The 24,150-nt window shown below is 33.7% G+C and carries 22 protein-coding genes and 2 tRNA genes; 12 read left to right on the top strand and 12 right to left on the bottom strand.

What is annotated here, in order from left to right; genetic code table 11:
* Positions 1-19: 19 nt before the first annotated feature.
* The 3 genes from ACFPH8_RS12040 to ACFPH8_RS12030 all read right to left on the bottom strand — a co-directional run bounded on the left by ACFPH8_RS12040 (position 20) and on the right by ACFPH8_RS12030 (position 1,292).
* Positions 20-916, bottom strand: a complete 897-nt coding sequence (locus ACFPH8_RS12040) for a MerR family transcriptional regulator (protein ID WP_376861266.1) — start codon at positions 914-916, stop codon at positions 20-22.
* Between the two features lie 163 nt (positions 917-1,079).
* Positions 1,080-1,163: transfer RNA gene (locus tag ACFPH8_RS12035), tRNA-Leu, on the bottom strand.
* 56 nt (positions 1,164-1,219) lie between these two features.
* Positions 1,220-1,292, bottom strand: a tRNA-Lys gene (locus tag ACFPH8_RS12030).
* A gap of 131 nt (positions 1,293-1,423) precedes the next feature.
* Here ACFPH8_RS12030 and ACFPH8_RS12025 point away from each other — a divergent pair.
* On the top strand, positions 1,424-1,939 hold the full coding sequence (locus ACFPH8_RS12025; RefSeq protein WP_376861264.1) for a shikimate kinase: 516 nt from the start codon (positions 1,424-1,426) through the stop codon (positions 1,937-1,939).
* Here ACFPH8_RS12025 and ACFPH8_RS12020 read toward each other — a convergent pair.
* Together ACFPH8_RS12020 and ACFPH8_RS12015 are read right to left on the bottom strand one after the other, a co-directional pair.
* Positions 1,931-2,437 carry a phosphoribosyltransferase family protein gene (locus tag ACFPH8_RS12020; protein ID WP_248398626.1) on the bottom strand — a complete coding sequence of 169 codons (507 nt, stop codon included), beginning with the start codon at positions 2,435-2,437 and terminating at the stop codon, positions 1,931-1,933. The genes ACFPH8_RS12025 and ACFPH8_RS12020 overlap by 9 nt on opposite strands.
* 43 nt (positions 2,438-2,480) lie before the next feature.
* A complete protein-coding gene (locus ACFPH8_RS12015; protein ID WP_376861262.1) occupies positions 2,481-2,867 on the bottom strand; it encodes an RNA-binding S4 domain-containing protein in 387 nt (128 codons plus the stop codon).
* Between the two features lie 80 nt (positions 2,868-2,947).
* On the opposite strand from ACFPH8_RS12015, the gene ACFPH8_RS12010 reads away from it, so the two are divergent.
* The gene (locus tag ACFPH8_RS12010; RefSeq protein WP_376861260.1) at positions 2,948-3,967 is read left to right on the top strand and encodes an FKBP-type peptidyl-prolyl cis-trans isomerase; all 1,020 of its coding nucleotides are present in this window, start codon (positions 2,948-2,950) and stop codon (positions 3,965-3,967) included.
* Positions 3,968-4,037: 70 nt separating this feature from the next.
* On the opposite strand, the gene ACFPH8_RS12005 is transcribed toward ACFPH8_RS12010, so the two are convergent.
* The 3 genes from ACFPH8_RS12005 to ACFPH8_RS11995 are packed head-to-tail and all read right to left on the bottom strand — an operon-like array spanning position 4,038 to position 6,502.
* Positions 4,038-4,622, bottom strand: coding sequence for an outer membrane beta-barrel protein (locus ACFPH8_RS12005; RefSeq protein WP_248398634.1), 585 nt, complete (start codon positions 4,620-4,622; stop codon positions 4,038-4,040).
* A 48-nt stretch (positions 4,623-4,670) separates the two neighbouring features.
* The gene (locus ACFPH8_RS12000; protein WP_376861257.1) at positions 4,671-5,624 is read right to left on the bottom strand and encodes a transketolase family protein; all 954 of its coding nucleotides are present in this window, start codon (positions 5,622-5,624) and stop codon (positions 4,671-4,673) included.
* 32 nt (positions 5,625-5,656) lie between these two features.
* A complete protein-coding gene (locus ACFPH8_RS11995; protein WP_248398640.1) occupies positions 5,657-6,502 on the bottom strand; it encodes a transketolase in 846 nt (281 codons plus the stop codon).
* A 168-nt stretch (positions 6,503-6,670) separates the two neighbouring features.
* Here ACFPH8_RS11995 and tgt point away from each other — a divergent pair, with 168 nt between their 5' ends.
* From tgt to ACFPH8_RS11945, 10 genes are all read left to right on the top strand, one after another.
* The gene (gene tgt / locus ACFPH8_RS11990; protein ID WP_376861255.1) at positions 6,671-7,801 is read left to right on the top strand and encodes a tRNA guanosine(34) transglycosylase Tgt; all 1,131 of its coding nucleotides are present in this window, start codon (positions 6,671-6,673) and stop codon (positions 7,799-7,801) included.
* Between the two features lie 17 nt (positions 7,802-7,818).
* A complete protein-coding gene (locus ACFPH8_RS11985; RefSeq protein WP_376861253.1) occupies positions 7,819-8,895 on the top strand; it encodes an LptF/LptG family permease in 1,077 nt (358 codons plus the stop codon).
* Positions 8,882-9,787: a DMT family transporter gene (locus ACFPH8_RS11980; protein ID WP_376861251.1), complete on the top strand. Its 906-nt coding sequence runs from the start codon at positions 8,882-8,884 to the stop codon at positions 9,785-9,787. Before ACFPH8_RS11985 ends, ACFPH8_RS11980 begins: the two co-directional genes overlap by 14 nt.
* Before the next feature lie 146 nt (positions 9,788-9,933).
* A complete protein-coding gene (locus tag ACFPH8_RS11975) occupies positions 9,934-10,887 on the top strand; it encodes an acetyl-CoA carboxylase carboxyltransferase subunit alpha (protein ID WP_248398651.1) in 954 nt (317 codons plus the stop codon).
* Between the two features lie 168 nt (positions 10,888-11,055).
* A complete protein-coding gene (gene dnaB, locus ACFPH8_RS11970; RefSeq protein ID WP_248398653.1) occupies positions 11,056-12,591 on the top strand; it encodes a replicative DNA helicase in 1,536 nt (511 codons plus the stop codon).
* A gap of 132 nt (positions 12,592-12,723) precedes the next feature.
* Positions 12,724-13,743, top strand: coding sequence for an AI-2E family transporter (locus tag ACFPH8_RS11965; RefSeq protein WP_376861248.1), 1,020 nt, complete (start codon positions 12,724-12,726; stop codon positions 13,741-13,743).
* 139 nt (positions 13,744-13,882) lie between these two features.
* Positions 13,883-15,067, top strand: a complete 1,185-nt coding sequence (locus tag ACFPH8_RS11960) for an asparagine synthetase B (RefSeq protein ID WP_376861575.1) — start codon at positions 13,883-13,885, stop codon at positions 15,065-15,067.
* A gap of 1 nt (position 15,068) precedes the next feature.
* The gene (locus ACFPH8_RS11955) at positions 15,069-16,769 is read left to right on the top strand and encodes a tetratricopeptide repeat-containing sensor histidine kinase (protein WP_376861246.1); all 1,701 of its coding nucleotides are present in this window, start codon (positions 15,069-15,071) and stop codon (positions 16,767-16,769) included.
* On the top strand, positions 16,762-17,430 hold the full coding sequence (locus tag ACFPH8_RS11950; RefSeq protein ID WP_376861244.1) for a LytR/AlgR family response regulator transcription factor: 669 nt from the start codon (positions 16,762-16,764) through the stop codon (positions 17,428-17,430). Before ACFPH8_RS11955 ends, ACFPH8_RS11950 begins: the two co-directional genes overlap by 8 nt.
* 99 nt (positions 17,431-17,529) lie before the next feature.
* Positions 17,530-20,265 (top strand): LamG-like jellyroll fold domain-containing protein, encoded by a 2,736-nt coding sequence (locus ACFPH8_RS11945; protein WP_376861242.1) that lies wholly within the window; start codon positions 17,530-17,532, stop codon positions 20,263-20,265.
* Positions 20,266-20,669: 404 nt separating this feature from the next.
* Here ACFPH8_RS11945 and rplT read toward each other — a convergent pair whose 3' ends face one another.
* From rplT to thrS, 4 genes are all read right to left on the bottom strand, one after another.
* Complete coding sequence (rplT, locus tag ACFPH8_RS11940; protein WP_248398665.1) at positions 20,670-21,014, bottom strand: 50S ribosomal protein L20; 345 nt, start codon at positions 21,012-21,014, stop codon at positions 20,670-20,672.
* Between the two features lie 96 nt (positions 21,015-21,110).
* Complete coding sequence (gene rpmI / locus ACFPH8_RS11935; RefSeq protein ID WP_092208693.1) at positions 21,111-21,308, bottom strand: 50S ribosomal protein L35; 198 nt, start codon at positions 21,306-21,308, stop codon at positions 21,111-21,113.
* A 72-nt stretch (positions 21,309-21,380) separates the two neighbouring features.
* Entirely contained in the window at positions 21,381-21,935 is a 555-nt protein-coding gene (gene infC / locus ACFPH8_RS11930; RefSeq protein ID WP_197503540.1) for a translation initiation factor IF-3, read from the bottom strand.
* 32 nt (positions 21,936-21,967) lie between these two features.
* Positions 21,968-23,905 (bottom strand): threonine--tRNA ligase, encoded by a 1,938-nt coding sequence (gene thrS / locus ACFPH8_RS11925; protein WP_376861239.1) that lies wholly within the window; start codon positions 23,903-23,905, stop codon positions 21,968-21,970.
* Positions 23,906-24,150: the final 245 nt, after the last annotated feature.

Genomic DNA, 24,150 nt, shown 5'->3' with positions numbered 1-24,150 from the left:
TAAACAAAAATACTATTTTTTAAAGATATTTTTCTAAATCTGCAATAGAATGAAATACTTTAATGGATTTATGCAGCTTGCTTGTATCAATATGATCTAACATTCGTCCAAAAACCCACAATTCGTTGTTGTTTGTGAGTAATTCATTTTGAAATTCATTTAAGTAACCCGAAATATTTTCTGCCTCTGGTTTCACAGTAAAGTATGAAAGGAAAATGATGTTCTTGTAATGTTTCAAAATGTCCTTTAAGCTAACAATGGGAACGCTTGGTCCTAAATAAATAGTGTGATATTCAGATTTTGTTAATTTGTAATTGATGAAGTGAAGACCTAAATCGTGAATTTCGTTGTTAGGAAGAAAGAGAACAAAGGTTTTCTCGTTGTTTTTTGGGGATATATATTGATGCTTTTCAATATTAATCAATAATTTCTGTTTAATCAGTTCTGAAATAAAATGTTCTTGCGCAGGTGTTATGGTGTTTGTTTGCCAAAGCAAGCCTATTTCACTCATTAGTGGAATGAAGACTTCCAAGAATATTTCCGAAAAGCTTTTATTATTTTTTAGTGTATCATAGGTTTTTAAAAAGAGTGCTTTGTCAAAATTCAGCATGGCTAGCTTAAACATGTTGGTGGCATGATCATCGGCGTAATCTTTAGCTGATAGATTACGCACCGTGTCTGCAATATCTGGCTCATTAATTTTAGCGATTTTGGAAATTTTATAACCATTGTTATAAAGAAACGTAATGTTAAGTAGCTTCTGTAAGCTTTCTAAGCTATAAAACCTAATATTAGTTTCGGTGCGGTTTGGTTTTAGAAGGTTGTAACGTTTTTCCCAAATTCTAATGGTATGGGCTTTGACACCTGATAGGTTTTCAAGGTCCTTGATGCTGAAGTTACTCTTAATATTGTTCATATTTTATTCGAAAATATTAAACAAAAATAATAAATTAATTGGATATACAACCAGAAAGCTATTTTTTATGCTATGAGTTTAAGCGGTTCTTTGAGATGTAGATTGATAGATACTTGGTAGAAAATGATGAAAACGTCTAAAATTTAGGTTGACGTAATTTTAGTGCGCACGAGAAGACTCGAACTTCCACGGACTAATGTCCACCAACCCCTCAAGCTGGCGCGTCTACCAATTCCGCCACGTGCGCATTAAATAATGACTAAAAATAAAAAAAGTTAAGCAGATTGCTTAACTTTTTTTTAGTGACCAGGCTGGGGCTCGAACCCAGGACCATCTCCTTAAAAGGGAGATGCTCTACCAACTGAGCTACCTAGTCATTTTGTTTCTCTGTAACGAGGGTGCAAATATAAAAGCTTTAATTAATAAAACAAGGCTTTTTTTTAATTTTTTTTTGTTTTTTTGTTGACCAAGATCGTATCTTTTTAATAATCAATTTTTAAGCTAATTATGAATATTATTTTATTAGGTTATATGACGTCCGGAAAATCGCTAATTGGTGAAAAATTAAGCCGGATTTTAAAGAAACCGTTTCAGGATTTAGATGATTATATTGAAAATAAAGAAGGTTTGTCTATTTCTGATATTTTTAAAACCAAAGGTGAAATATATTTTCGTAAAATAGAGGCCAAGCATTTAGAGACGTTCTTACAGCAAGAAGATATGATATTATCATTAGGAGGAGGGACGCCTTGTTATGGCAGTAATATGAAGCTCATTAAACAGCAACCGAACAGTAAAAGTATTTACTTGAATGTTTCCGTAGCCGAATTAGGAAAGCGTCTTTTTTTAAATAAAACAAACAGACCTTTAGTAGCCCATTTAAAAACTCAAGAAGAAACAACGGAGTTTGTAGGGAAGCATATTTTTGAACGACTTAACTTTTATAATCAAGCCGATTTAAATATCAATGCTAATAAATCGCCGGATGATATTATTGAAGATATTTTATTAAAATTAATCTAAAGAGGCCTCAAAAAATTTCCCTTCCAAAATAACATCAACATGTTCATGAAGTGAGGTGGATAAAGAAATTCCTTTAAAATCTGCTTTAACAGGATACTTTTTGTGATTCCGGTTCACTAAAACGGCCGTTTTAAATTGTTTTAAGGGCACATCTAGAAAGTGTTTTACTCCGTAAATAAGTGTGGTTCCAGAATTTAATACGTCATCAATTAAAATAACGGACTTATTTGTGTAATCTGAAACCGCTAAAGAAGTAGTAATAGGGCTTAACGGATTTTTCTTGTCAATTTTTACGCGACATAAAATAGGGTTGATTGTCGAAATTTTATTTAAAACGGTTTTTAATTTCTTGGCTAGAAGGTACCCATTAGAGTCAATGCCAGCCAAAACAACTTCTTCTTCATCCACATTGCTTTCGTAAATTTGATAGGCAATACGTCTTATTTTATGAACTATCTCATCGTGATTTAAAATCGTATTTTTTTCTGTTGTTTTCATAAAACTGTTTTTTCAAAGATAATAGAGATAATTATAAATTCTTTTAAATATCGGATTCAATTTCGTTCTCACCACGATATTCTTCAATGTCGCGACGATCTTTTTTAGTCGGTCTTCCTGTGCCTTTTTTTCGGTAGTAGTCTTTAGAGTACTTTAGTAATTCATTGGCTGCAAAGGCTTCTTTTGGTGTGGTGTCCGTTCTATAAATATCAACTAATTTAGCGCCAACACGGTTTGGCGGTAAATCATTAATAGTTAGGGTGTAGTTAATTTGATCTTTTCGAACCTCAATTTTATCTGTTGCATACACATCGCGACTAGGTTTTACAGAATCACCATTCACTTTTACGTGCCCTTTCTTGCAAGCTGTTGTGGCTATAGTTCTTGTTTTGAAATATCTAACACACCATAAAAATTTATCTATTCGCATACAAAAGGTCTAAAAACTACGTTAATGTTGTTGTACAAAATTATTTAAAAATTGTATCTTGCCAACAAAAATAAGCAATAATGAAATTAAGAAAAATATTAGTTCTTCTTTTAATTGTTTCAGCGGTATTTACTGCCTGTGAAAAGGATGATGGAGGACCAGAGATTACCCCCCTTAGGGATGCTACTGAAGTTTATGAAGAAGATCTTGAAGATATTGAAACATATCTGCAAACACATTTTTATAATTATGAAGAATTTCAAGAAAATAGTCCCTACAGTTTAGAGAATGATGCATTTCGCATAGTTTTTGACACTATTGCAGGCGATAATGCTGATAAAACACCATTGAAGGATATGGTAGATTTTAAAATTGTCCCTTTTGATGGTATTGATTATAAGCTTTATTACTTAAAGGTTCGTGAAGGTTTAGGAGATGTTGTGCATTTTTCAGATCAAGCGACTTTATTTTATGAAGGAAGTAGTACTATTGATAACTATGTGTTTGATGGTGTGGTAAATGAAGAACAATTCAACTTATTAACGGTTGGATCTTCTTCAGGTGTTGTTCCTGGTTTTCAACAGGCATTAATTGAGTTTAAAACCAGCGATAGTTATTCAACCGAAGATGATGGGCCAATATCTTACCACAATCATGGTATTGGTGCTGTTTTTATTCCTTCTAAATTAGGTTTTTTTAATAGTGCACTTCAAGGTGTGCCAAACTACACTCCAGTAATTTTTAAATTTAATCTATATAGACGTGCTATATTAGATCATGATGAAGATGGCATTCCAACATTTATGGAAGATAGAGATGAAAATGGTGATGCTTATGATGATGATACAAATGGCAATTTTACACCAGACTTTTTAGATAATGATGATGATGGAGATGGCTATTTTACAAAAGATGAATTAGAGTATGGCGAATATACTATTATGGTGGGTGATCCAGAGCCTGTATTTGCTGAAAATGAATTTGAAGGTTCACGTACAGAAAATAATGGTGTTATAACCATTAAAACTGTAATCGTTACAGATAGAGATGGAGATGGAATTCCAGATTATTTAGATATTGATACCATTCCAGAAATATAAATTATGCCTTTAATAAAAACAAAAAAACCGCAATTTGCGGTTTTTTTGTTTTTATAATGTCGTTTCAACTTTAGAGTAGCAGTGAAATACTTAAAATGAGTTGATCCGGACGTGTGTCTATTCTTCCAATACTTAATCCGTTATCCGTGGCAAATACGGCTTCATTATCACTGAAACCACGTTCATAACGTAAATCAAATCCAATTTTATTTAAGCTAAAACCGACGCCAAAATTGAGTCCAACCGTAAAATCGTTTTCTATGGAGTCAATATTAATTCCATCAAATTCCGAGTCGATAATATATTGTAATGAAGGACCGGCAAAAACATTAAGTACTTTTAAAAATCGAACACCAACCAATAGCGGAGCATCAATTTTTTGCATTTTAAAATCACCAGTATTATATTTACTCTTGGTGGCTGTATAAACCAATTCTGGTTTGGCAAAAATCTTTCCTCCAGCTTTATAGAATAAACCAAAATGGTAGCCTACATTCCGGTCTGGTTTTTCTGCAGCGCTAACGGCCGATTCATAATAATTACCATTTGCGTTGTAGTTTAATCCACCTTTAAAACCAAAACCACTTGCGGTTTGAGCTGTTGCTGTGCCTATAAATAAAAAGGAGGCAACCAGACTTAAAACAAGATATTTCATAATTATTTGTTTTTTTGATTACCTCCTTTAAACGAAAATAAATTTCGTTTATTTTCTTTTCACGACAGTTTCTGCCGCTTTTACAATAGCTTCTGCATTTAGGCCATATTTTTCCATGAGTTGAGCAGGCGTTCCCGACTCTCCAAACGTGTCATTCGTTGCTACAAACTCTTGTGGTGTTGGATAGTTTGTTGCTAATACACGGGAAACACTTTCCCCTAAACCACCTAAATGGTTATGCTCTTCCGCCGTCACTATACAACCTGTTTTTTTAACTGATTTTAAAATAGCGGCATCATCTAAAGGTTTTATGGTGTGAATGTTAATTACTTCAGCAGAAATACCTTTCTCATTTAAAGTTTTAGCAGCTTCAAGAGCTTCCCAAACTAAATGACCCGTTGCCACAATCGTTACATTAGTACCATCCAATAAATGTAGGGCTTTACCAATTTCAAATTTTTGGTCAGCAGGTGTAAAGTTGGCCACACTTGGGCGTCCAAACCTTAAATAAACAGGACCTTCATGTTCTGCTATAGCAATAGTTGCTGCTTTGGTTTGGTTGTAATCACAAGGATTAATAACCGTCATGCCTGGTAACATTTTCATTAAACCAATATCTTCTAAAATCTGGTGTGTAGCACCATCTTCACCTAAAGTTAAGCCCGCATGCGATGCACAAATTTTCACATTTTTACCTGAATATGCAACACTCTGACGAATTTGATCGTAAACACGACCAGTTGAAAAGTTAGCAAAGGTTCCTGTAAATGGAATTTTACCACCAATAGTTAAACCAGCTGCTAGTCCAATCATGTTGGCTTCCGCAATACCGACTTGAAAAAAACGTTCGGGATGGTTCTTTTTAAAATCATCCATTTTTAACGAACCAATTAAATCCGCACAAAGAGCCACAACATTTTCATTGGTTTTTCCTAGTTCGGTTAATCCAGCTCCAAAACCTGAACGTGTATCTTTATTTCCTGTGTTTGTATATGTTTTCATATGTATGTCCACCAAAGTGGAAGTCTTTTTAATTAATAATCGCCTAAAGTCTCTGGGTTTTGTTCTAAACCTATTGCTAATTGCTCGTCATTAGGAGCTTTTCCGTGCCATGCATGTGTATGCATCATAAAATCGACACCATTACCCATAACGGTTTTTAGTAAAACACAAACGGGTTTGCCTTGTCCTGTTTTAGATTTTGCTTCAGCCATCCCTTTTAATATAGCGTCTATATTATTACCGTCCTCAATCTCCACAACCGTCCAATCAAACGCTTCAAACTTGGCTTTTAAACTGCCCATTGGTAATACATCATCCGTAGAACCATCAATTTGTTGACTGTTTAAGTCGATAGTTGAAATAATATTATCAACCTTATTACCGGCTGCGTACATTATAGCTTCCCAGTTTTGACCCTCTTGAAGTTCGCCATCACCATGTAAGCTGTAAACTAAATGAGTATCATTATTTAATTTTTTTGCTTGTGCAGCCCCTAAAGCAACAGACATACCTTGACCTAATGATCCGGAGGCAATACGAATACCTGGTAAACCTTCGTGTGTAGTTGGGTGTCCTTGCAAACGGGAGTTAATTAATCTGAATGTATTTAATTCATCTACTGGAAAATAGCCTGAACGCGCTAAAACACTATAATATACCGGTGAAATATGACCGTTTGATAAAAAGAATAAATCTTCACCAAAACCATCCATATCAAATCCGTCCTTACGGTCCATGATATCTTGGTAAAGTGCTACAAAAAATTCGGCACAACCTAATGAACCTCCTGGGTGTCCAGAGTTTACCTTGTGTACCATACGTAAAATATCTCTACGTACCTGGGTTGTTAAATTTTCTAATTGTTGTGTGTTTGACATGTGTGTGTTGTTATTTTTATGTTGCAAAAATAACGCTTTATCTAGATTTATTATAAGAGTTTAAGTGCATTTATTAACGATTTCAATGCATTTGCTAACAATTTTGTTTTTATTAAGAAGTACATCGTAATATCTTATTTATATTTGCCCTCTCATGATAATTTGAATATGACATTTGACTTAAAAGCAACAGACCCGAAAACAAAAGCAAGGGCCGGAAAATTAACAACGGACCATGGTGTAATTGAAACACCAATTTTTATGCCTGTAGGAACCGTTGCAACCGTAAAAGGTGTGCATCAGCGTGACCTCAAGAATGAAATTAATCCCGATATAATTTTAGGAAACACCTACCATTTATACTTACGTCCACAAACAGATGTATTGGAAAAAGCGGGTGGAATACATAAATTTATGAATTGGGACCGGAATATTTTAACCGACTCTGGTGGGTACCAAGTATATTCCCTATCTGCAAATAGAAAAATTAAGGAAGAAGGGGTTAAATTTAAAAGTCATATTGATGGAAGTTACCATTTCTTTACACCTGAAAACGTCATGGAAATTCAACGTTCTATTGGTGCTGATATTATTATGGCTTTTGATGAGTGTACACCATATCCATGCGATTATAGATACGCCAAACGATCCATGCACATGACGCATAGATGGTTGGATAGATGTATTAATCATTTGGAAAAAACACCACTAAAATACGGGTATGATCAAGCTTTTTTTCCAATAGTTCAAGGAAGTACGTACAAGGATTTACGAAAACAATCGGCAGAATATATTGCCAATGCAGGAGCAGTAGGTAATGCTATTGGAGGATTATCGGTTGGTGAACCCGCCGAAGAAATGTACGGCATGACAGAAGTAGTAACTGCTATTTTACCTGAAGATAAACCCCGATATTTAATGGGAGTTGGAACGCCAATTAATATTTTAGAAAATATAGCCTTAGGTGTTGATATGTTTGACTGTGTCATGCCTACTAGAAATGCACGAAATGGGATGCTTTTTACGGCTCATGGTTCCATAAACATTAAAAACTTAAAATGGCGTGAAGATTTTTCGCCTATTGACGACATGGGAATCACCTTTGTTGATACCCAATATAGCAAAGCCTATTTAAGACATTTGTTTACGGTTAATGAATTGTTAGGAAAACAAATTGCTACCATTCATAATTTAGGTTTTTATATGTGGTTGGTTCGTCAAGCGAGAAAACATATATTAGCAGGAGATTTTGCCACTTGGAAAGATAAGATGGTAAAACAAATGGATAACCGCCTTTAATTTAGAAGCTACAGAAATTGAAAATATTAGATTGGTATATATTAAAACGTTATCTCTTTACATTTTTTGTTATGTTGTTACTGTTTATTCCAATAGGAATAACGGTTCACCTAGCCGAAAAAATTGGTAAAATTTTAGAGAATGAAGCACCTTTTGGTGAGGTCATGCTGTATTTTCTAGATTTTACTATTTACTTTGCACATCTATTATTCCCGTTATTTTTATTTTTGTCTGTTATTTGGTTTACCTCCAAATTAGCAAATAACACAGAAATTATCGCCTTTTTAAGCTCTGGTGTTTCTTTTACTCGTTTTTTAAGACCCTATTTAATTGGCGCAACTATCGTTTCAATTTTGGCTTTAATTTTAGGTTTATATTTAGCGCCGGAAGCGAGTAAGGGTTTTAATGATTTTAATTACAAGTACTTAAAAACGAATAAAAGTCCTATAGATAATCAAAATGTTTATAGGCAGATTAATGACAACGATTATATTTATGTAAGTAGTTTTGATACAAAACAAAAATTAGGGCAAAATTTCACTTTAGAACATATTGAAAATGATCGAGTGATTTACAAAATTACGGCAAATACAATTCGTTATGAAGAAGAAGACTCTACCTACAGGCTAACTAATTACGTAAAAAGAACCATAGGTGATGGTGATGATATTCTGGAAGAAAGCCGTCGGAAAAATGTTCATTTTGATTTTGATTTAGAAGATTTAACACCTGTAGAATATATTGCGGAAACCCTTCAATATGGCGAATTAAATAGGTTTATTGAAAAAGAAGAGGCACGTGGTTCATCTTATATTAGCCGTTACAAATTAGTGAAGTATAGAATTTGGAGTTTACCCGTTTCCGTATTTATTTTAACCATTATTGCCCTTTCTGTTTCATCTATTAAAAGGCGAGGAGGCATGGGCGTAAACCTGGCGTTTGGTATTGGTATTGCCATGGTATTTGTATTCTTTGATAAGATATTTGGTGTGTTGGCATCGCAATCAGATTTCCCGCCACTTATTGCTGTGTGGTTTCCAAATATATTATTCGGTATATTAGCTTCTTACCTCTTGTATAATGCTAAACGATAAATTAAAAAACTACGCACATTTACATCTGTTGGTTTTTATTGCTGGATTTACAGCTATACTAGGACAGTTAATTTCTATTGAGGCAGTTTCTCTTGTTTGGTATCGCATGCTTATTGCCCTAATTTTTATGGGTGTTTATGTCTATTTTTCCAAAGCAAAAATTAGAATATCACGTCAATCTATGCTCATGCTAGGTTTTGCGGGTATTGTTATAGCCTTACATTGGATTACGTTTTTTGCAGCAATAAAAGTGTCTAACATATCTATTACTTTAGCCATGTTTTCTACTGGAGCCTTCTTTGCTTCCTTTATAGAGCCCTTAATTTATAAACGAAAATTGATAGGATATGAAATCCTATTTGGGATTCTCGTTATAATTGGGGTTTTTGTAATCACACAAAGTGAACTTCATTATTGGTTAGGTATTGTTTTAGGTATTGTTTCAGCTTTCTTATCATCACTTTTTGCTGTTTTAAACGGTAAGTTTTTAGAGAAGCATTCGGCAACGGTCATTTCATTTTATGAGTTTATTAGTGGAGTCATTTTTATAAGCCTGTATTTGTTTTTTGCCGGAAATGGTTTTTCTTCAGAATTTTTCGCCCTCCATCTATCGGATATAACCTACCTTTTAATTTTGGCTTCCGTATGTACAGCCTATGCATTTATAGCTTCGGTATATGTAATGCGCTACATAAGTCCATTTACGGTTGTGTTAACCTATAATTTGGAGCCCATTTACGGCATCATTTTGGCCATACTTATTTTTCCGGAAAAAGAAAAGATGAGCACTAATTTTTACATTGGAGCTTCCATTATAATTAGTGTTGTAGTACTTAACGGCATATTAAAAAATAGAAGAAATCGTCGGAATAAAGTAACCATGGTGTCATAAAATTAATAATGCTTTTACCATGTAATTGGTAATTAGTACTTTTGTAAAAAGCGTTATGCATGCCTAATATTTCGTCTTTTTACTTCGGTTTAAAATGAAAAAAATATGTAGGTTTGTAGGCTAACTAATTTAAATTAAAAATTCCTATGGAATATTTAGAATTTGAACTTCCTATTAAAGAACTTGAAGAGCAGTTACAGAAATGCGAGATAATAGGTACGGAGAGTGAAGTAGATGTAACCGAGACTTGCAAGCAGATTGAAAAGAAGTTGATTGCTACTAAAAAAGATATATATAAGAATTTAACGCCTTGGCAGCGTGTACAAATGTCACGTCATCCAAACCGTCCATATACATTGGATTATGTAAAAGCACTTTGTGGTGAATCGTTTTTAGAGCTTCATGGCGATCGAAACGTTAAGGATGATAAAGCCATGATTGGTGGTTTAGGTAAAATTGGTGATCAAAGTTTCATGATTATTGGCCAACAAAAAGGGTATAATACCAAAACACGCCAATACCGAAACTTTGGAATGGCCAATCCTGAAGGTTACAGAAAAGCATTGCGTTTAATGAAATCTGCTGAAAAATTCGGTATTCCTGTCATTACCTTAATTGATACACCAGGTGCTTATCCGGGATTGGAAGCGGAAGAACGCGGCCAAGGAGAGGCAATTGCTAGAAATATATTAGAAATGACACGCTTAAAAGTACCAATTATTACCGTTATAATTGGTGAAGGTGCCTCGGGTGGTGCGTTAGGAATTGGTGTAGGAGATAAAGTCATGATGTTGGAGAACACCTGGTATTCCGTAATTTCACCTGAATCTTGTTCGTCTATCCTATGGCGCAGCTGGGAATATAAGGAATTAGCAGCCGATGCCTTAAAATTGACTGCTACAGATATGAAACGAATGAAATTAGTAGATCAGATTATTAAGGAACCACTTGGTGGTGCTCATAGTGATCGTGAAACAACTTTTTTATCGGTTCGTGATGCTATTTTAAAATCTTTTGAGGAGCTTAAAAACTTATCACCAAAAGAATTAGTGAAAAATAGAATGGATAAATATATGAATATGGGTGTTTTTAAAGGCTAATCCTTTTCATACTATACAACTTTAAAATCTGAAATTTTTTATTTCAGATTTTTTTATGCTTATTAACAATATAATCGACTTATTAACAGTTAAATTGTTAACTTATGGTTAACAACGAAACTCTAAAACTGCTATCATTATAGCAACCTTTTAATTACTTTCGCTCCTATGAAACAACCGAATCAAATAAAGGGATATCCCGTAGACAAAAGCACTTTAATCAGTCTTGAAAAAGGTAAAATACCACCGCAAGCTATTGATTTAGAGGAAGTTGTGCTTGGAGCTATGATGATTGACAAAAAAGGTGTTGATGAGGTTATTGATATTTTAAGTCCTGATGCATTCTATAAAGAAGCACATCAACATATTTTTGAAGCCATTTTTCAGTTATTTGAAAATAGTGAGCCCATTGACTTATTAACCGTTTCAAGTCAGTTAAAGAAAAATTTAAAACTGGATGTTGCTGGTGGCGATTTTTACCTGATTTCACTTACACAAAAAGTGTCATCTTCTGCACATATTGAGTTCCATGCCCGTATTATTTTACAGAAATTTATTCAACGAAGTTTAATAAAAATTTCGAGTGAAATTATAGAAGACTCATACGACGAAACGCAAGATGTTTTTGATTTATTGGATAAAGCGGAAGCTAAATTATACGAAGTCACACAAGGAAATATTAAAAAATCTAGTGAAACCGCTCAAAGTTTGGTAATTCAAGCCAAGAAAAAAATTGAAGAAATTTCTAATAAAGACGGCTTAAGTGGTATTCCAACAGGTTTTACCAAATTGGATAAGTTAACTTCGGGATGGCAAGAAAGTGATTTAATTATCGTGGCAGCCCGTCCTGGTATGGGTAAAACCGCTTTAACCTTATCTATGGCCAGAAATATTGCTGTGGATCAAAATATTCCTGTGGCTTTCTTTTCTTTAGAGATGGCTTCAGTACAATTAATTATGCGTTTAATTTCGAGTGAAACAGGTTTGTCTTCAGAGAAATTACGTACAGGTAAACTAGAAAAGCACGAGTGGGAACAATTAAACGTAAAAGTTAAGGGTCTGGAAAAAGCACCTTTGTTTATTGATGATACACCATCCCTTTCTATTTTCGATTTACGAGCAAAAGCCAGACGTTTAGCATCTCAACATGGTATTAAATTAATCATGGTGGATTATTTACAATTAATGACGGCCGGAGGAAGTCAGAAAGGCGGAAACCGTGAACAAGAAATTTCTACAATTTCTCGAAACTTAAAAGCTTTGGCTAAAGAATTAAGTGTACCAGTAATTGCTTTATCTCAATTATCGCGTGCTGTTGAAACGCGTGGTGGAAGTAAACGCCCGTTACTATCAGATTTACGTGAATCTGGTGCTATTGAGCAGGATGCGGATATTGTGAGTTTTATTTACCGTCCAGAATATTATAAAATTGATGAATGGGATGATGATGAACGTTCGCCAACAGAAGGTCAGGCCGAATTTATTATTGCCAAACACAGAAACGGTGGATTGGATAACATCCGGCTGAAATTTATTGGTAATCTTGGTAAGTTTGATAATTTAGATGATTTTGATACACCATTTGATCATGAATTTCATTCCAAAATGAACGAGGCCGCAAATGATAACACATTTAAAGCAGACCATTTTCCATCGCCTAATGATGCCTTTGGTGCTCCAGATGATAATGATGTTCCTTTTTAAACTCGACGGATTGGCGCAACTCATTTTAAACATTTTCTTTCTAATTTTAAAAACTTAAAATTGTCCTAACTTTTAGCAGGCATACCATGTTTTTGACTTAATTTTGCAATTCCATTTAATTGTGGCTTTTATATGAACCAGTTGCGTACTACAAATATATTATTATCCATCATCGTAATTCCGTTGGTGTTTTTTTTACTGAAAATACTTTCGTTTATATTTATTCCGTTGATTTTCTCCATGTTTATTGCCTTACTATTTTTACCGCTCATGCGTTGGTTAGGTAGAAAGAAAATTCCAAGAGCAATAAGCATAATAATAGTGGTTCTCTTAATAGCTATTGGTTTAAAAATTGGTCTGGAACTCGTTAAAGTTTCAGGTCGTGAAATCTTAAATTCGGAAACGGAATTTTTTGTAAAGGCTGAAGAAAAATTTGATGCCCTTTTACTTATGAGGAATGAAACCTTTGGAATTGAGGTTGATAGTAAAGAAAGCTTCTTTAAAAAATTCATTCACGAGGAAACAATTGGGGTTACTATTGATTTTGTTCGGAAAACTTTAACGATGATATTAATGACCATATTTTTTGTTGTCTTATGGCTAGCCGAGTCTATTAATATTCAAAAAGTACTGAATAACACGTTACTTAAACTGAAACACACCTCCGTAAAAACCTTTATTAAAATTGAAAATGATTTAATGACGTTTGTCAAGGTTAAATTTGCCGTTAGTTTAGCCACTGGAATTGGAACCGGTTTGGCTTGTCTGTTTTTTGATGTTAGCTTTCCTATATTCTGGGGTTTATTTGCCTTTTTAATTAATTTTGTTCAAATGGTTGGTTCCATTATTACAGTGGTTTTATTATCAGCATTTGCTTTTATTGAGTTAGATCCTACGAGCATTTTATTCTTCTTTGTGGTTTCAATCACAGGTGTTCAGGTTCTTTTTGGTTCTATTCTTGAACCGGTTTTTATGGGAAAATCGTTTTCATTAAACGTTATTACTGTTTTGGTTATGCTTATGCTTTGGGGGTATATCTGGGGAGTACCAGGTTTAATTATGGCTATTCCAATCACTGTTTTCTTAAAAATCATGTTGGAACAGTTTGAAAGTACTAAAGTAATTGCTAATTTATTATCGGGTAAAAACTAGACCATTATCGAGGTTAAAATTATTTTAAATTAATTTGAAAGGTCTATATTTTCAGTATCTTTCAACTATGAAAAAGTTAACCGTTCTCTTACTGTTTTTGTTTACCTTAAATAGTTTTGCATCCTATATTTTAATTCCTATGGATGCCGAAAGCCAGAAAAACCATCTCAAGGCTTACGGTATTACCTATTGGACTCTGGATAATCAACTAAAAGTAAATTGGTTGCTGAATTATAGAGGTGGGTCCTTTTTGCTCCCCGATACGGAGCGCATTCGTCGGGAATGTCAAATCCGTGGTGTGTCTTTTGAAGTTCTTTCGGATTCTAAAGCAGAAGCTATTCTTACTGAAATTAGCAGTCCGAGTAAAAATATGGAATCGGTTGTGCTTGAAAAAGCACCCAAAATTGCTGTGTATTCACCAAAAGGGAATTTACCTTGGGATGATGCCGTAACTATGGTTTTAACCTATGCTGAAATTCCTTATGAAACAATTTATGATGAGGAAGTATTGAATGATGCCTTGTTATTATATGACTGGTTGCATTTACATCATGAAGATTTTACGGGGCAATACGGAAAGTTTTACGCCAACTACAAAGCGGTTTCTTGGTATATTGAAGAAAAGAAAGCTGCCGAAGCTCTGGCAAAACGGCTAGGCTATGATAAGGTTTCCAATCAGAAATTAGCGGTTGCCAACAAGATTAGAGATTATGTTATTGGCGGTGGCTTTATGTTTGCCATGTGTAGTGCTACGGATAGTTTTGATATTGCATTATCTGCCGATGGTGTTGATATTTGCGAACCCATGTTTGATGGCGACCCTAGTGATGCTAACTATCAAAGTAAAATTGATTATGCTAGAACCTTCGCATTCAAAGATTATATTCTAGAACGGGATCCTAACATCTATGAGTTCTCCTCTATTGATATGACAACAAAACGTAGAATACCAAAAATGACGGATTATTTTACGTTAATGGATTTTTCGGCAAAATGGGATCCAATTCCAACTATGTTAAATCAAAATCATACAGCTTTAGTTAAAGGCTTTATGGGACAAACTACCTCGTATAGTCGAGATCAAATAAAGGCAAATGTGTTAGTTTTAGGTGAAAACAAAACCAATGGAGAAGCCAAATACATACATGGAGTTAAAGGGAAAGGTTTTTTTACCTTTTATGGTGGTCATGATCCCGAGGATTATACCCATAAAGTTGGTGATCCGAAAACGGAATTGGACTTATATCCAACATCACCTGGATACCGATTAATTCTTAATAACGTGCTATTTCCAGCCGCTAGGAAAAAGAAACAAAAGACCTAGAATGAAGCATACTATCGCTTTTCTTTTTTTACTTTTTTCGCTATTATCATTTTCTCAAAATGATTCCATTATAAGTTATGGTCAAAACCTGATTTATGAAAACAAGTTGGATGATGCTATTTCGTTTTTTAATTCTCATTTAACTGAACCTCAAAGTCCAGAACAAAAAATAAAATTACTAATAGGATTAGCCGATACCTATAAATTGAAATTGGATTTTAAAAAAACCAATGCGTATTTAATGGAGGCCTATGAGGAGATTGAACGAATAGAAGATCTCCAATTAAAATTTCTGTATCATGTTAAAATGATTGAGTTTTATAGAAAACGAGGTTTATTTAAAGTGGCAATAGAGCATCAAAAAAATGCAGAGTCAATTTTAAAAAATAATATGATAAATGAATTTGACTTATCTAGCTACTACAATAGGCGCGCTTCACTTTTTTCACAACATTTTGGCAATTTAGATTCTGTAATAATTTATGCTAATAAATCTTTAAAATTGGCAGAAAAGGTAAATCACAAGGATAATATATTTTATTCAAAATTAGAATTAGCTAGTGTTTATGAGCGAAGAGGAGATATAAAAGGCGCTATTACCCATTTTAAAGATTTATTAGAATATGCCAAGAATAATAATTTGGTACAACATCAAGCTGATGTTTATATTAATTATACCAATGCTTTAATTAAAGATAATCAATTAGAAAAAGCCTTACAAATAGGGTTGGAGGCTATAGATTTTACAAAAGCCAACGACTTATTATTTAATCAAATAATTGTAACGATAAACGTTTACGAAACCTATAAAAAGCTAGGTAATAATGTAAAAGCATACGATTATTTGCTCTATCGTATGGTGCTTACAGATGCATATAACAAAAAAGAGCATGATAAATTTTTATTTGAACTTGAGGAAAAGTATAAACTTACAGAAAAGGAAAATCAAATTAAAATTAGTAACCTTGAAATTAAAAACAAAAATAAAGAATTAGCTTCGAATAAAATTAATCTTTATATCATATTGGGGTTATTTTTAATAGCAATTGTTGTAACATTACTGATCACCTATTTTCTACAAAAAACAAAAAAGAGCAATAGAAAGTTACAATTACTGTCACAAGAAAATGAGTTTTTATTAAGCGAAGCCAATCACCGAATTAATAACAACTTACAACTTGTTGTTATTCTTATTTCAGATCAGTTAAAAAAATCATCACCAGACAATGCGTTCCAGCTTAAAAGTATATTAACAAAAGTAGATGCTATTTCAACCTTGCATAAGCATTTATATAAAAATAGGGATAAAAGTAAAGTAGATGTTGCAAACTATTTGAATGATGTAAAAGTTAGCTTCTTCGAGGTCTTTAAGGAGAACGATATTCAAACCGATTTCAAAATCGATTCTGTTGATATTTCTTCAGATCATGCCATGTATTTTGGCTTACTGCTTTCAGAGTTGTGTATCAATTCCATTAAACATGCCTTTGATAATGAAGACAGTAAAACGATAAATTTCAGATTGACTCACAAAGAAAACAGGATGTATTTTAATTATTCCGATACAGGTTCACGCGAAAAAAATAAAGAGGTCAAGCCAAAACTAATTGATAAAATTTGCCGTCAGTTAAAAACAGAGTATCAAATAGAAACCGATAATGGATTCTCTTTTTCATTTGAAAAACACATTACTAATGACTAGTTACCAAAACACTAAAGTCCTTATTGTAGAGGATGATGTGATTATAGCGGAATATATTGCTGATTTGTTACAGGATGAACAATTTTCTAATTTAAAAATAGTTCACGATAAGAACTCAGCTTTACATGAAATGGCTTCCTTTCTACCAGATATTATTTTAATGGATATCAACTTAAGTGGTTTAAATGACGGGATTGAATTATCAAAATCTAAAAACACGAACGCAACGGTTATTTTTATCACAGGACAGTCTGATTTTGCATTAATGAATGAAGCCTTAAAAACGAATCCAGATGCTTATTTAACAAAACCCATTAAAAAAGTAGATGTTTTGGCATCCATTAGTTTAGCTATTCAGAAAAAACAAAAGCAAAGTTTTCAGTTTAAAGATGGATATGACATTGTGAATTTAGAATATGATGCTATTAAATACATTATGGCTGACGGTAATTATAGTAATATTTATACAACTTCTAAAAAATATACAATTAGGCAGTCCTTAAGTACTATTTTTAAACAACTACCATCAGATATATTTAAACAAACCCATCGGTCATATGTTGTAAATAAAAGTAAAGTGCTTCGTATAACAGCCTCTTCCGTATTTGTTAATGATGTAGAAATTCCATTATCCCGAACCTATATAAAAGGCTTTAAGTAGTATTTTACATACAAACAACTGTATTTCACCCCTGTTTATTTGCAGTTCGTGGATAAAAATTTAGTTTTGGTCGACAATTAATTCAAACTAAATTTTTTTATGAAACTAAAATTACTTTTAATTTTTGCTGTATTGTTTGTAACTGCAGCTTCCGCTCAAACCTTTTCTGTAGGTGGCGTTAATTATTCTGTTATTTCAACAACTAACAATACAGTGGGTGTTACTTCGTCTGCAAGTTATGTGGGGGAATTAATAGTTCCTTCAACAGTTCAAAACGCTGGTGTTAGTTATACTGTCGTTTCAATTTTAGACTCGGCCTTTGAAAATAGCACAACGTTAACTTCAATTACAATTCCTAATACCGTGACTGAAATAAGGAATAATGCGTTTCGATTTTGTACAAACTTAACCTCCGTAGATATGGGGGATTCTGTTACAAGTATTGGACAGCTTTCATTTAATGCGTGTTTTAGTTTAACTTCTGTGGTTATTCCTAGTTCAGTCACAAATATTAGTATTAATGCATTTGAATTTTGTAATACTTTAACATCGGTTACAGTCGAATGGGTAACACCGTTGTCTATTAATAGCAATGTTTTTACAGGTGTAAATATTGGTATGGCAACTTTAAGTGTTCCTGCTGGAACAGTAGCAACTTATCAAGCAGCATCAGTTTGGCAAAATTTTGGGACTATTTTACCACCACCACCAGCAACCCATTTAAATTTTGACGGTGTTAATGATCAGGTTAGTATTCCAAATGAGGCCAATTTCGATTTTACAAATCAAATGACTGTAGAGCTTTGGGTGAATTCAAGCGTGATGCCGCAACAATGGGATGCTTTAGTGGTAAAAGGGGATGATAGTTGGAGGTTGCATTTAAATGATTCAGGAACTGTGAATTTTACATGTAGCGGCGTAACACCTGTACAAGAAATTAATTCAATTTCAAATATAAACGATGGTAATTGGCATCATATAGCTGCAACTTTTGGTGGTAACGCTATTAAGATTTATATAGATGGTGTATTAGAAACTCAAGCTCCCGCTTCTGGTATTATTAATAACAATGCACAGACGGTGTTAATTGGAAACAATCCAATATATCCTGGTCGTTTTTTTACAGGTAATATGGATGATATCCGTATTTGGAATGTTACTAGAACAGCAGAACAAATAAATGGTTCAAAAGATTGTGAATTAGATGGCACTGAAACAGGTTTAGTTGCGTATTACAATTTTAACCAAGGGCTTGACTCAGAAGATAACACTTCTGAAACGACATTAACAGACCATACAGCAAATGCTAACAATGGAACCTTAAACAATTTTACTTTAACAGGAAGCACATCTAACTGGTTAGCAGGTTCTCCTGTAACAACAGGTTCAATAATTCCTTCTGAAGCGACAGTTACGACTCCAGTAACGTATACCCAAAACGATACAGCAACTCCTCTAACAGCAACAACAGGTTCTAATGGTACAGGTTTATTATGGTACACTATGGAAACAGGAGGGACTGGTAATGTAAATGCACCAACGCCAAGTACAGATGCTGTTGGTTCAACTACTTATTGGGTGTCAAGTACCAATGATAATGGTTGCGAAAGTGAGCGTGTAGAAATTGTGGTTGAAGTGGCAATACCAGCAGACCATTACCGTATGGGTACATCTAATAATGGAGCATCAAATGCCTTTTATATAAATGATGTCGATGGTGGACTTAATTTACCAAATGCATTTACCGTAGAACTTTGGGTTAAAACTTCTGAAGCTCTTTACATTTTAACTGGTATTGATGAAGTTGAGATCAATAATTTTTATACGTTCAATGTTGATCAAGATAATAAATTAAATTTTCGAATTTCGAATTTTTATGATTACCAAGAGCAATTTGTATCTAATCTAGCTTTAACTGATGATGATTGGCATCATATAGCCTTAAGCAGAAACTCATCTAACTCATACAGCTTTTATATAGACGGTATTTTAGATAGCACTTTTACGCCTATGGTACCTGTTGAAGAATTTAATATATCCCAAATTGGTTCTGGAAATGCAGCTATAGATGAGTATAGAGTATGGGACCTACCAAGAACAGAGGGGCAAATTAATGCAAATAAAAACTGTGAATTGCAGGGTACGGAATCAGGGTTATTGGTTTACTATAAATTTAACCAAGGTTTGAATGCTGTAAATAATACTAGTATTACCACTATATTTGATGCTACAGCAAACCAAAATAATGCAACTATAAATAACAATTCGGTGTTAACAGGTCAAACCCAAAACTTTTTAGCTGGATCACCTGTAACAAGTGGTTCTACTATACCAAATATACCTACAACTACAACTTTAATAACCTATGAATTAGGAGATACTGCCAACCCATTAACAGCAGCAACCGAAGGTACAGGTTTAATGTGGTACACCACAGAAACTGGAGGGACTGGTTCAACAACAGCTCCTACACCAGATACATCTACAGTTGGATCAGCATCCTATTGGGTAGCTAGTACAAATGCAAATGGATGCGAAAGTGCACGTGTAGAAATTGTTGTAAATGTTCAAGACACTTTAGGTTTAGAAGAGGTGGAAGCTTTAAAAAATATTCGCGTGTATCCAAACCCAACAAGTGGTCATGTTTCCATTAGCTTTCCGAATGCATTGGAATCAAAAATTTCACTTTATGATTTGAACGGAAGGTTATTATTGAATACAACAGAAACGACCACGAAATCTAGCATAGATTTGAGCAACTATGAGGATGGTGTTTATCTTTTAAAAATAGAAGTAAATCAAAACGAAATTATTAAAAGAGTTATCAAGTACTAATGAACTCAATAATTAAACAGGCTATTTAGGTTAAGTTGAAAACAGCGACTATCAGAATTGATATCGCTGTTTTTTTTATGAATGCCTCTATGTGATATATTATAAAATAGAAATATGAAAAGCCGTGTTATATTGCATTCACATACAAAGTGCTGCATTTCAAAACGTCTTTTTTGTGAGGAGTAAATTTAGTTATAGTTTAGTTCTGTAAAGCTATTACAGTCAATTTATCATGGGTTTAAATACTCAACATTAATTAAATTAAGGGATTTGATTAATTAGCATGAGGCAGCGATATTCAGTTTTGGATGTCGCTGTTTTTATTTTAAAGCATAAAAAAATCCGATTCAATTAAGAATCGGATTTTTTATAAGCGAAATATGTTTTACAATAGGCGAAACGCCTTACTTTACTTTCTTTACTACAGCTGCAAATGCATCTGGGTTATTCATGGCTAAATCAGCTAAAACTTTACGATTTAATTCGATATTGTTAGCTTTCATTTTACCCATAAACTGTGAGTAAGACATACCATGTTGTCTAGCTCCAGCGTTAATACGTTGGATCCATAATGTACGGAATGTTCTCTTTTTAACTCTACGGTCTCTGTACGAATATTGCATCGCTTTATCAACCGCATTTTTTGCTACTGTCCAAACGTTTTTACGACGTCCGAAGTAACCTTTTGCTTGTTTAAGCACCTTTTTTCTTCTGGCTCTTTTGGCAACAGAATTTACTGATCTTGGCATAATTTTAAATTTTTTTGTAGTAGGCGATCTTTTTCAGATACTTTTTTGAGCCTAACTCCAGGGTTTATAAATAATTCTAACCGAACGTTTTTACAATTATTTTAATCGTAATTGTTCCTTAATGCTGTTAACATCATTGTCATGTACTAACGTACTATGAGTTAATGCTAACTTACGCTTTTTAGATTTCTTTGTTAAGATGTGACTCTTAAAAGCGTGCTTTCTTTTAATTTTACCAGTACCAGTAATTTTAAATCTTTTCTTGGCACTAGATTTGGTTTTCATTTTAGGCATTTTTCTTCCTAGTTTAAGTTATTTCGCTTACTATCTTCAATCTGTCTCGAAGCGTCGAGAACAGCATTTTTGTTATTTTGATTTTTTTGGAGCAATAAACATCGTCATTCGTTTACCTTCCAGCTTCGGCATTTGTTCTACTTTGCCTAAATCTTCTAAATCTTGCGCTAAACGCAATAATAGAATTTGTCCTTGTTCTTTAAAAACAATGGATCGGCCTTTAAAAAATACAAAAGCTTTTAGCTTTGCACCTTCTTGCAAAAACTTCTCGGCATGTTTCTTTTTAAACTCGTAATCATGATCATCAGTTTGAGGACCAAAACGAATTTCTTTTACAACAACTTTTGAAGCTTTCGCTTTTAAAACCTTTTCACGTTTCTTTTGTTCGTAAAGAAACTTTTTATAATCCATCACTTTACAAACAGGAGGATCTGCTTTTGGCGATATTTCAACAAGGTCAAGCCCTTGCTCATCAGCTATTGCCAATGCTTCTTTTGTTGGGTAGACACCTACTTCAACATTGTCACCTACTAAACGCACTTTTTCAACCCTAATTTTAGTGTTGATTTTGTGCTGATCTTCTTGATTTACTCGACGAGGAGCTTGTCTTCTTCTACGTATTGCTATGGCCTTATAATTTTAGTTTAACTTATTTTTTATTAAAATTTCTTTAATGTTTTATTGACTTCTTTGTTCAACAATTCAGTAAACTCTTGTACAGAAATCATGCCAAGATCTTCACCTCCATGCTGACGAACAGAAATTTTATTTTCTTGTTCTTCGTTCTCACCAACAATAATCATATATGGTATCTTCTTCATTTCGGCTTCCCGAATTTTCTTACCCATCGTTTCGTTTCTATTGTCAATTAGGGCGCGAATTTCGTCATTTTCTAGCGAATTTAAAACTTTTTTCGCGTATTTTTCATATTTTTCACTAATAGATAACACAATTACTTGTTCAGGCACCAACCACAATGGGAAGTTACCTGCGGTGTGTTCTAGTAAAATAGCTACAAATCTTTCCATGCTACCAAAAGGCGCACGGTGAATCATGACGGGTCTGTGTAGCTCGTTGTCACTGCCTTTATAGGTTAATTCAAATCGTTCTGGTAAATTATAATCGACTTGAATGGTGCCTAGTTGCCATTGTCTTCCAAGGGCATCTTTAACCATAAAATCTAATTTTGGACCATAAAAAGCAGCTTCGCCTGTTTCTACAACATAATTTAAGTTTTTGTCCTTGGCGGCATTTAAAATAGCGGCTTCTGCTTTTTCCCAATTCTCATTACTTCCAATATATTTTTCAGGATTTTCAGGATCGCGTAAAGATACTTGTGCTGTGAAGTTTTCAAACCCTAAAGATCCAAAGACATACAATACTAAATCAATAACATCTTTAAACTCTTTATCTAATTGGTCTGGCGTACAAAATATGTGCGCATCATCTTGAGTAAAACCTCTTACACGTGTTAAGCCATGTAACTCTCCACTTTGCTCATATCTATAAACGGTTCCAAATTCAGCAAACCGTTTTGGTAAGTCTTTATAAGACCACTGAAAACTATTGTATATCTCACAGTGGTGTGGGCAATTCATGGGTTTCAATAAAAACTCTTCGCCGTCTTTAGGTGTTAGTATAGGTTGAAAGCTATCTTCACCATATTTCTCATAGTGTCCAGATGTTACGTAAAGTTCTTTCTGTCCAATATGCGGTGTAACAACCATTTCATAACCAGCTTTTTTCTGCGCATTTTTAAGAAAATTCTCTAAACGCTCCCGCAATGCAGCTCCTTTTGGTAACCACAATGGTAAACCTTGACCTACTTTTTGGGAGAATGTAAAAAGTTCAAGCTCTTTTCCAAGCTTTCTATGATCGCGTTTTTTTGCTTCTTCTAATAAGTGAAGGTACTCTGTTAATTCCTTTTGTTTAGGAAATGAAATCCCATAAACACGTGTTAATTGTTTATTGTTTTCGTCACCTTTCCAATAAGCGCCAGCAACACTTAATATTTTAACGGCTTTGACAATTCCGGTATTAGGAATATGGCCACCGCGACATAAATCTGTAAATGTGTCATGATCGCAAAATGTAATTGTGCCATCTTCCAAGTTCCCTATTAAATCTAATTTATAATTGTTTTTATCTCTATAATAAGATAGCGCTTCTAGTTTGGAAACTTCCCGCATATTGAATTCATGTTTTCCACGTGCTATTTCTAACATCTTATCTTCAATACGCTTAAAATCTTTATCAGATATGGTTTCTTCGCCTAAATCAATATCATAATAAAAACCATTTTCAATTGCCGGACCAACCCATAACTTAGCAGTAGGGTAGAGTGTTCCAATTGCTTGAGCTAATATATGTGCGGATGAATGCCAAAATGCTTTTTTACCCTCATCATCGTTCCAGGTGTATAAAACAAGAGTACCGTCGGTTGTTAATGGGGTTTTGGTTTCTACAACCGTATCATTAAATTTTGCAGAAATAACGTTTCTAGCTAATCCTTCGCTAATGCTTTTTGCAACGTCCATGGAAGTTGTTCCCTTCTCAACTGACTTAATACTGCCATCTGGCAATGTAATATCTATCATTATATAGTATGTAATTATGAAAGGACAAATATAACAGGATAAATTTTTACATACAATATATATATAGGTATAAATTTAAAAACTACTTAGTAAAGCCGCTACCTTATATAATAGGTTATGTCTGGAACTTCTTCCTATAAATACGTAATAATTACAATATAATATTACCCGATATATACGTTGATTTGGATTTGTAACTGGACAAAAAAGAACACCTGATTTAAACAAATCCTGCGCCAACGGCA

The organism is Bizionia hallyeonensis, from assembly GCF_042657385.1.
Lineage (GTDB): Bacteria > Bacteroidota > Bacteroidia > Flavobacteriales > Flavobacteriaceae > Algorimicrobium > Algorimicrobium hallyeonense.
Note: the sequence above shows the minus strand (reverse complement) of the source record. Positions and strands in the feature narration are given on the sequence as shown.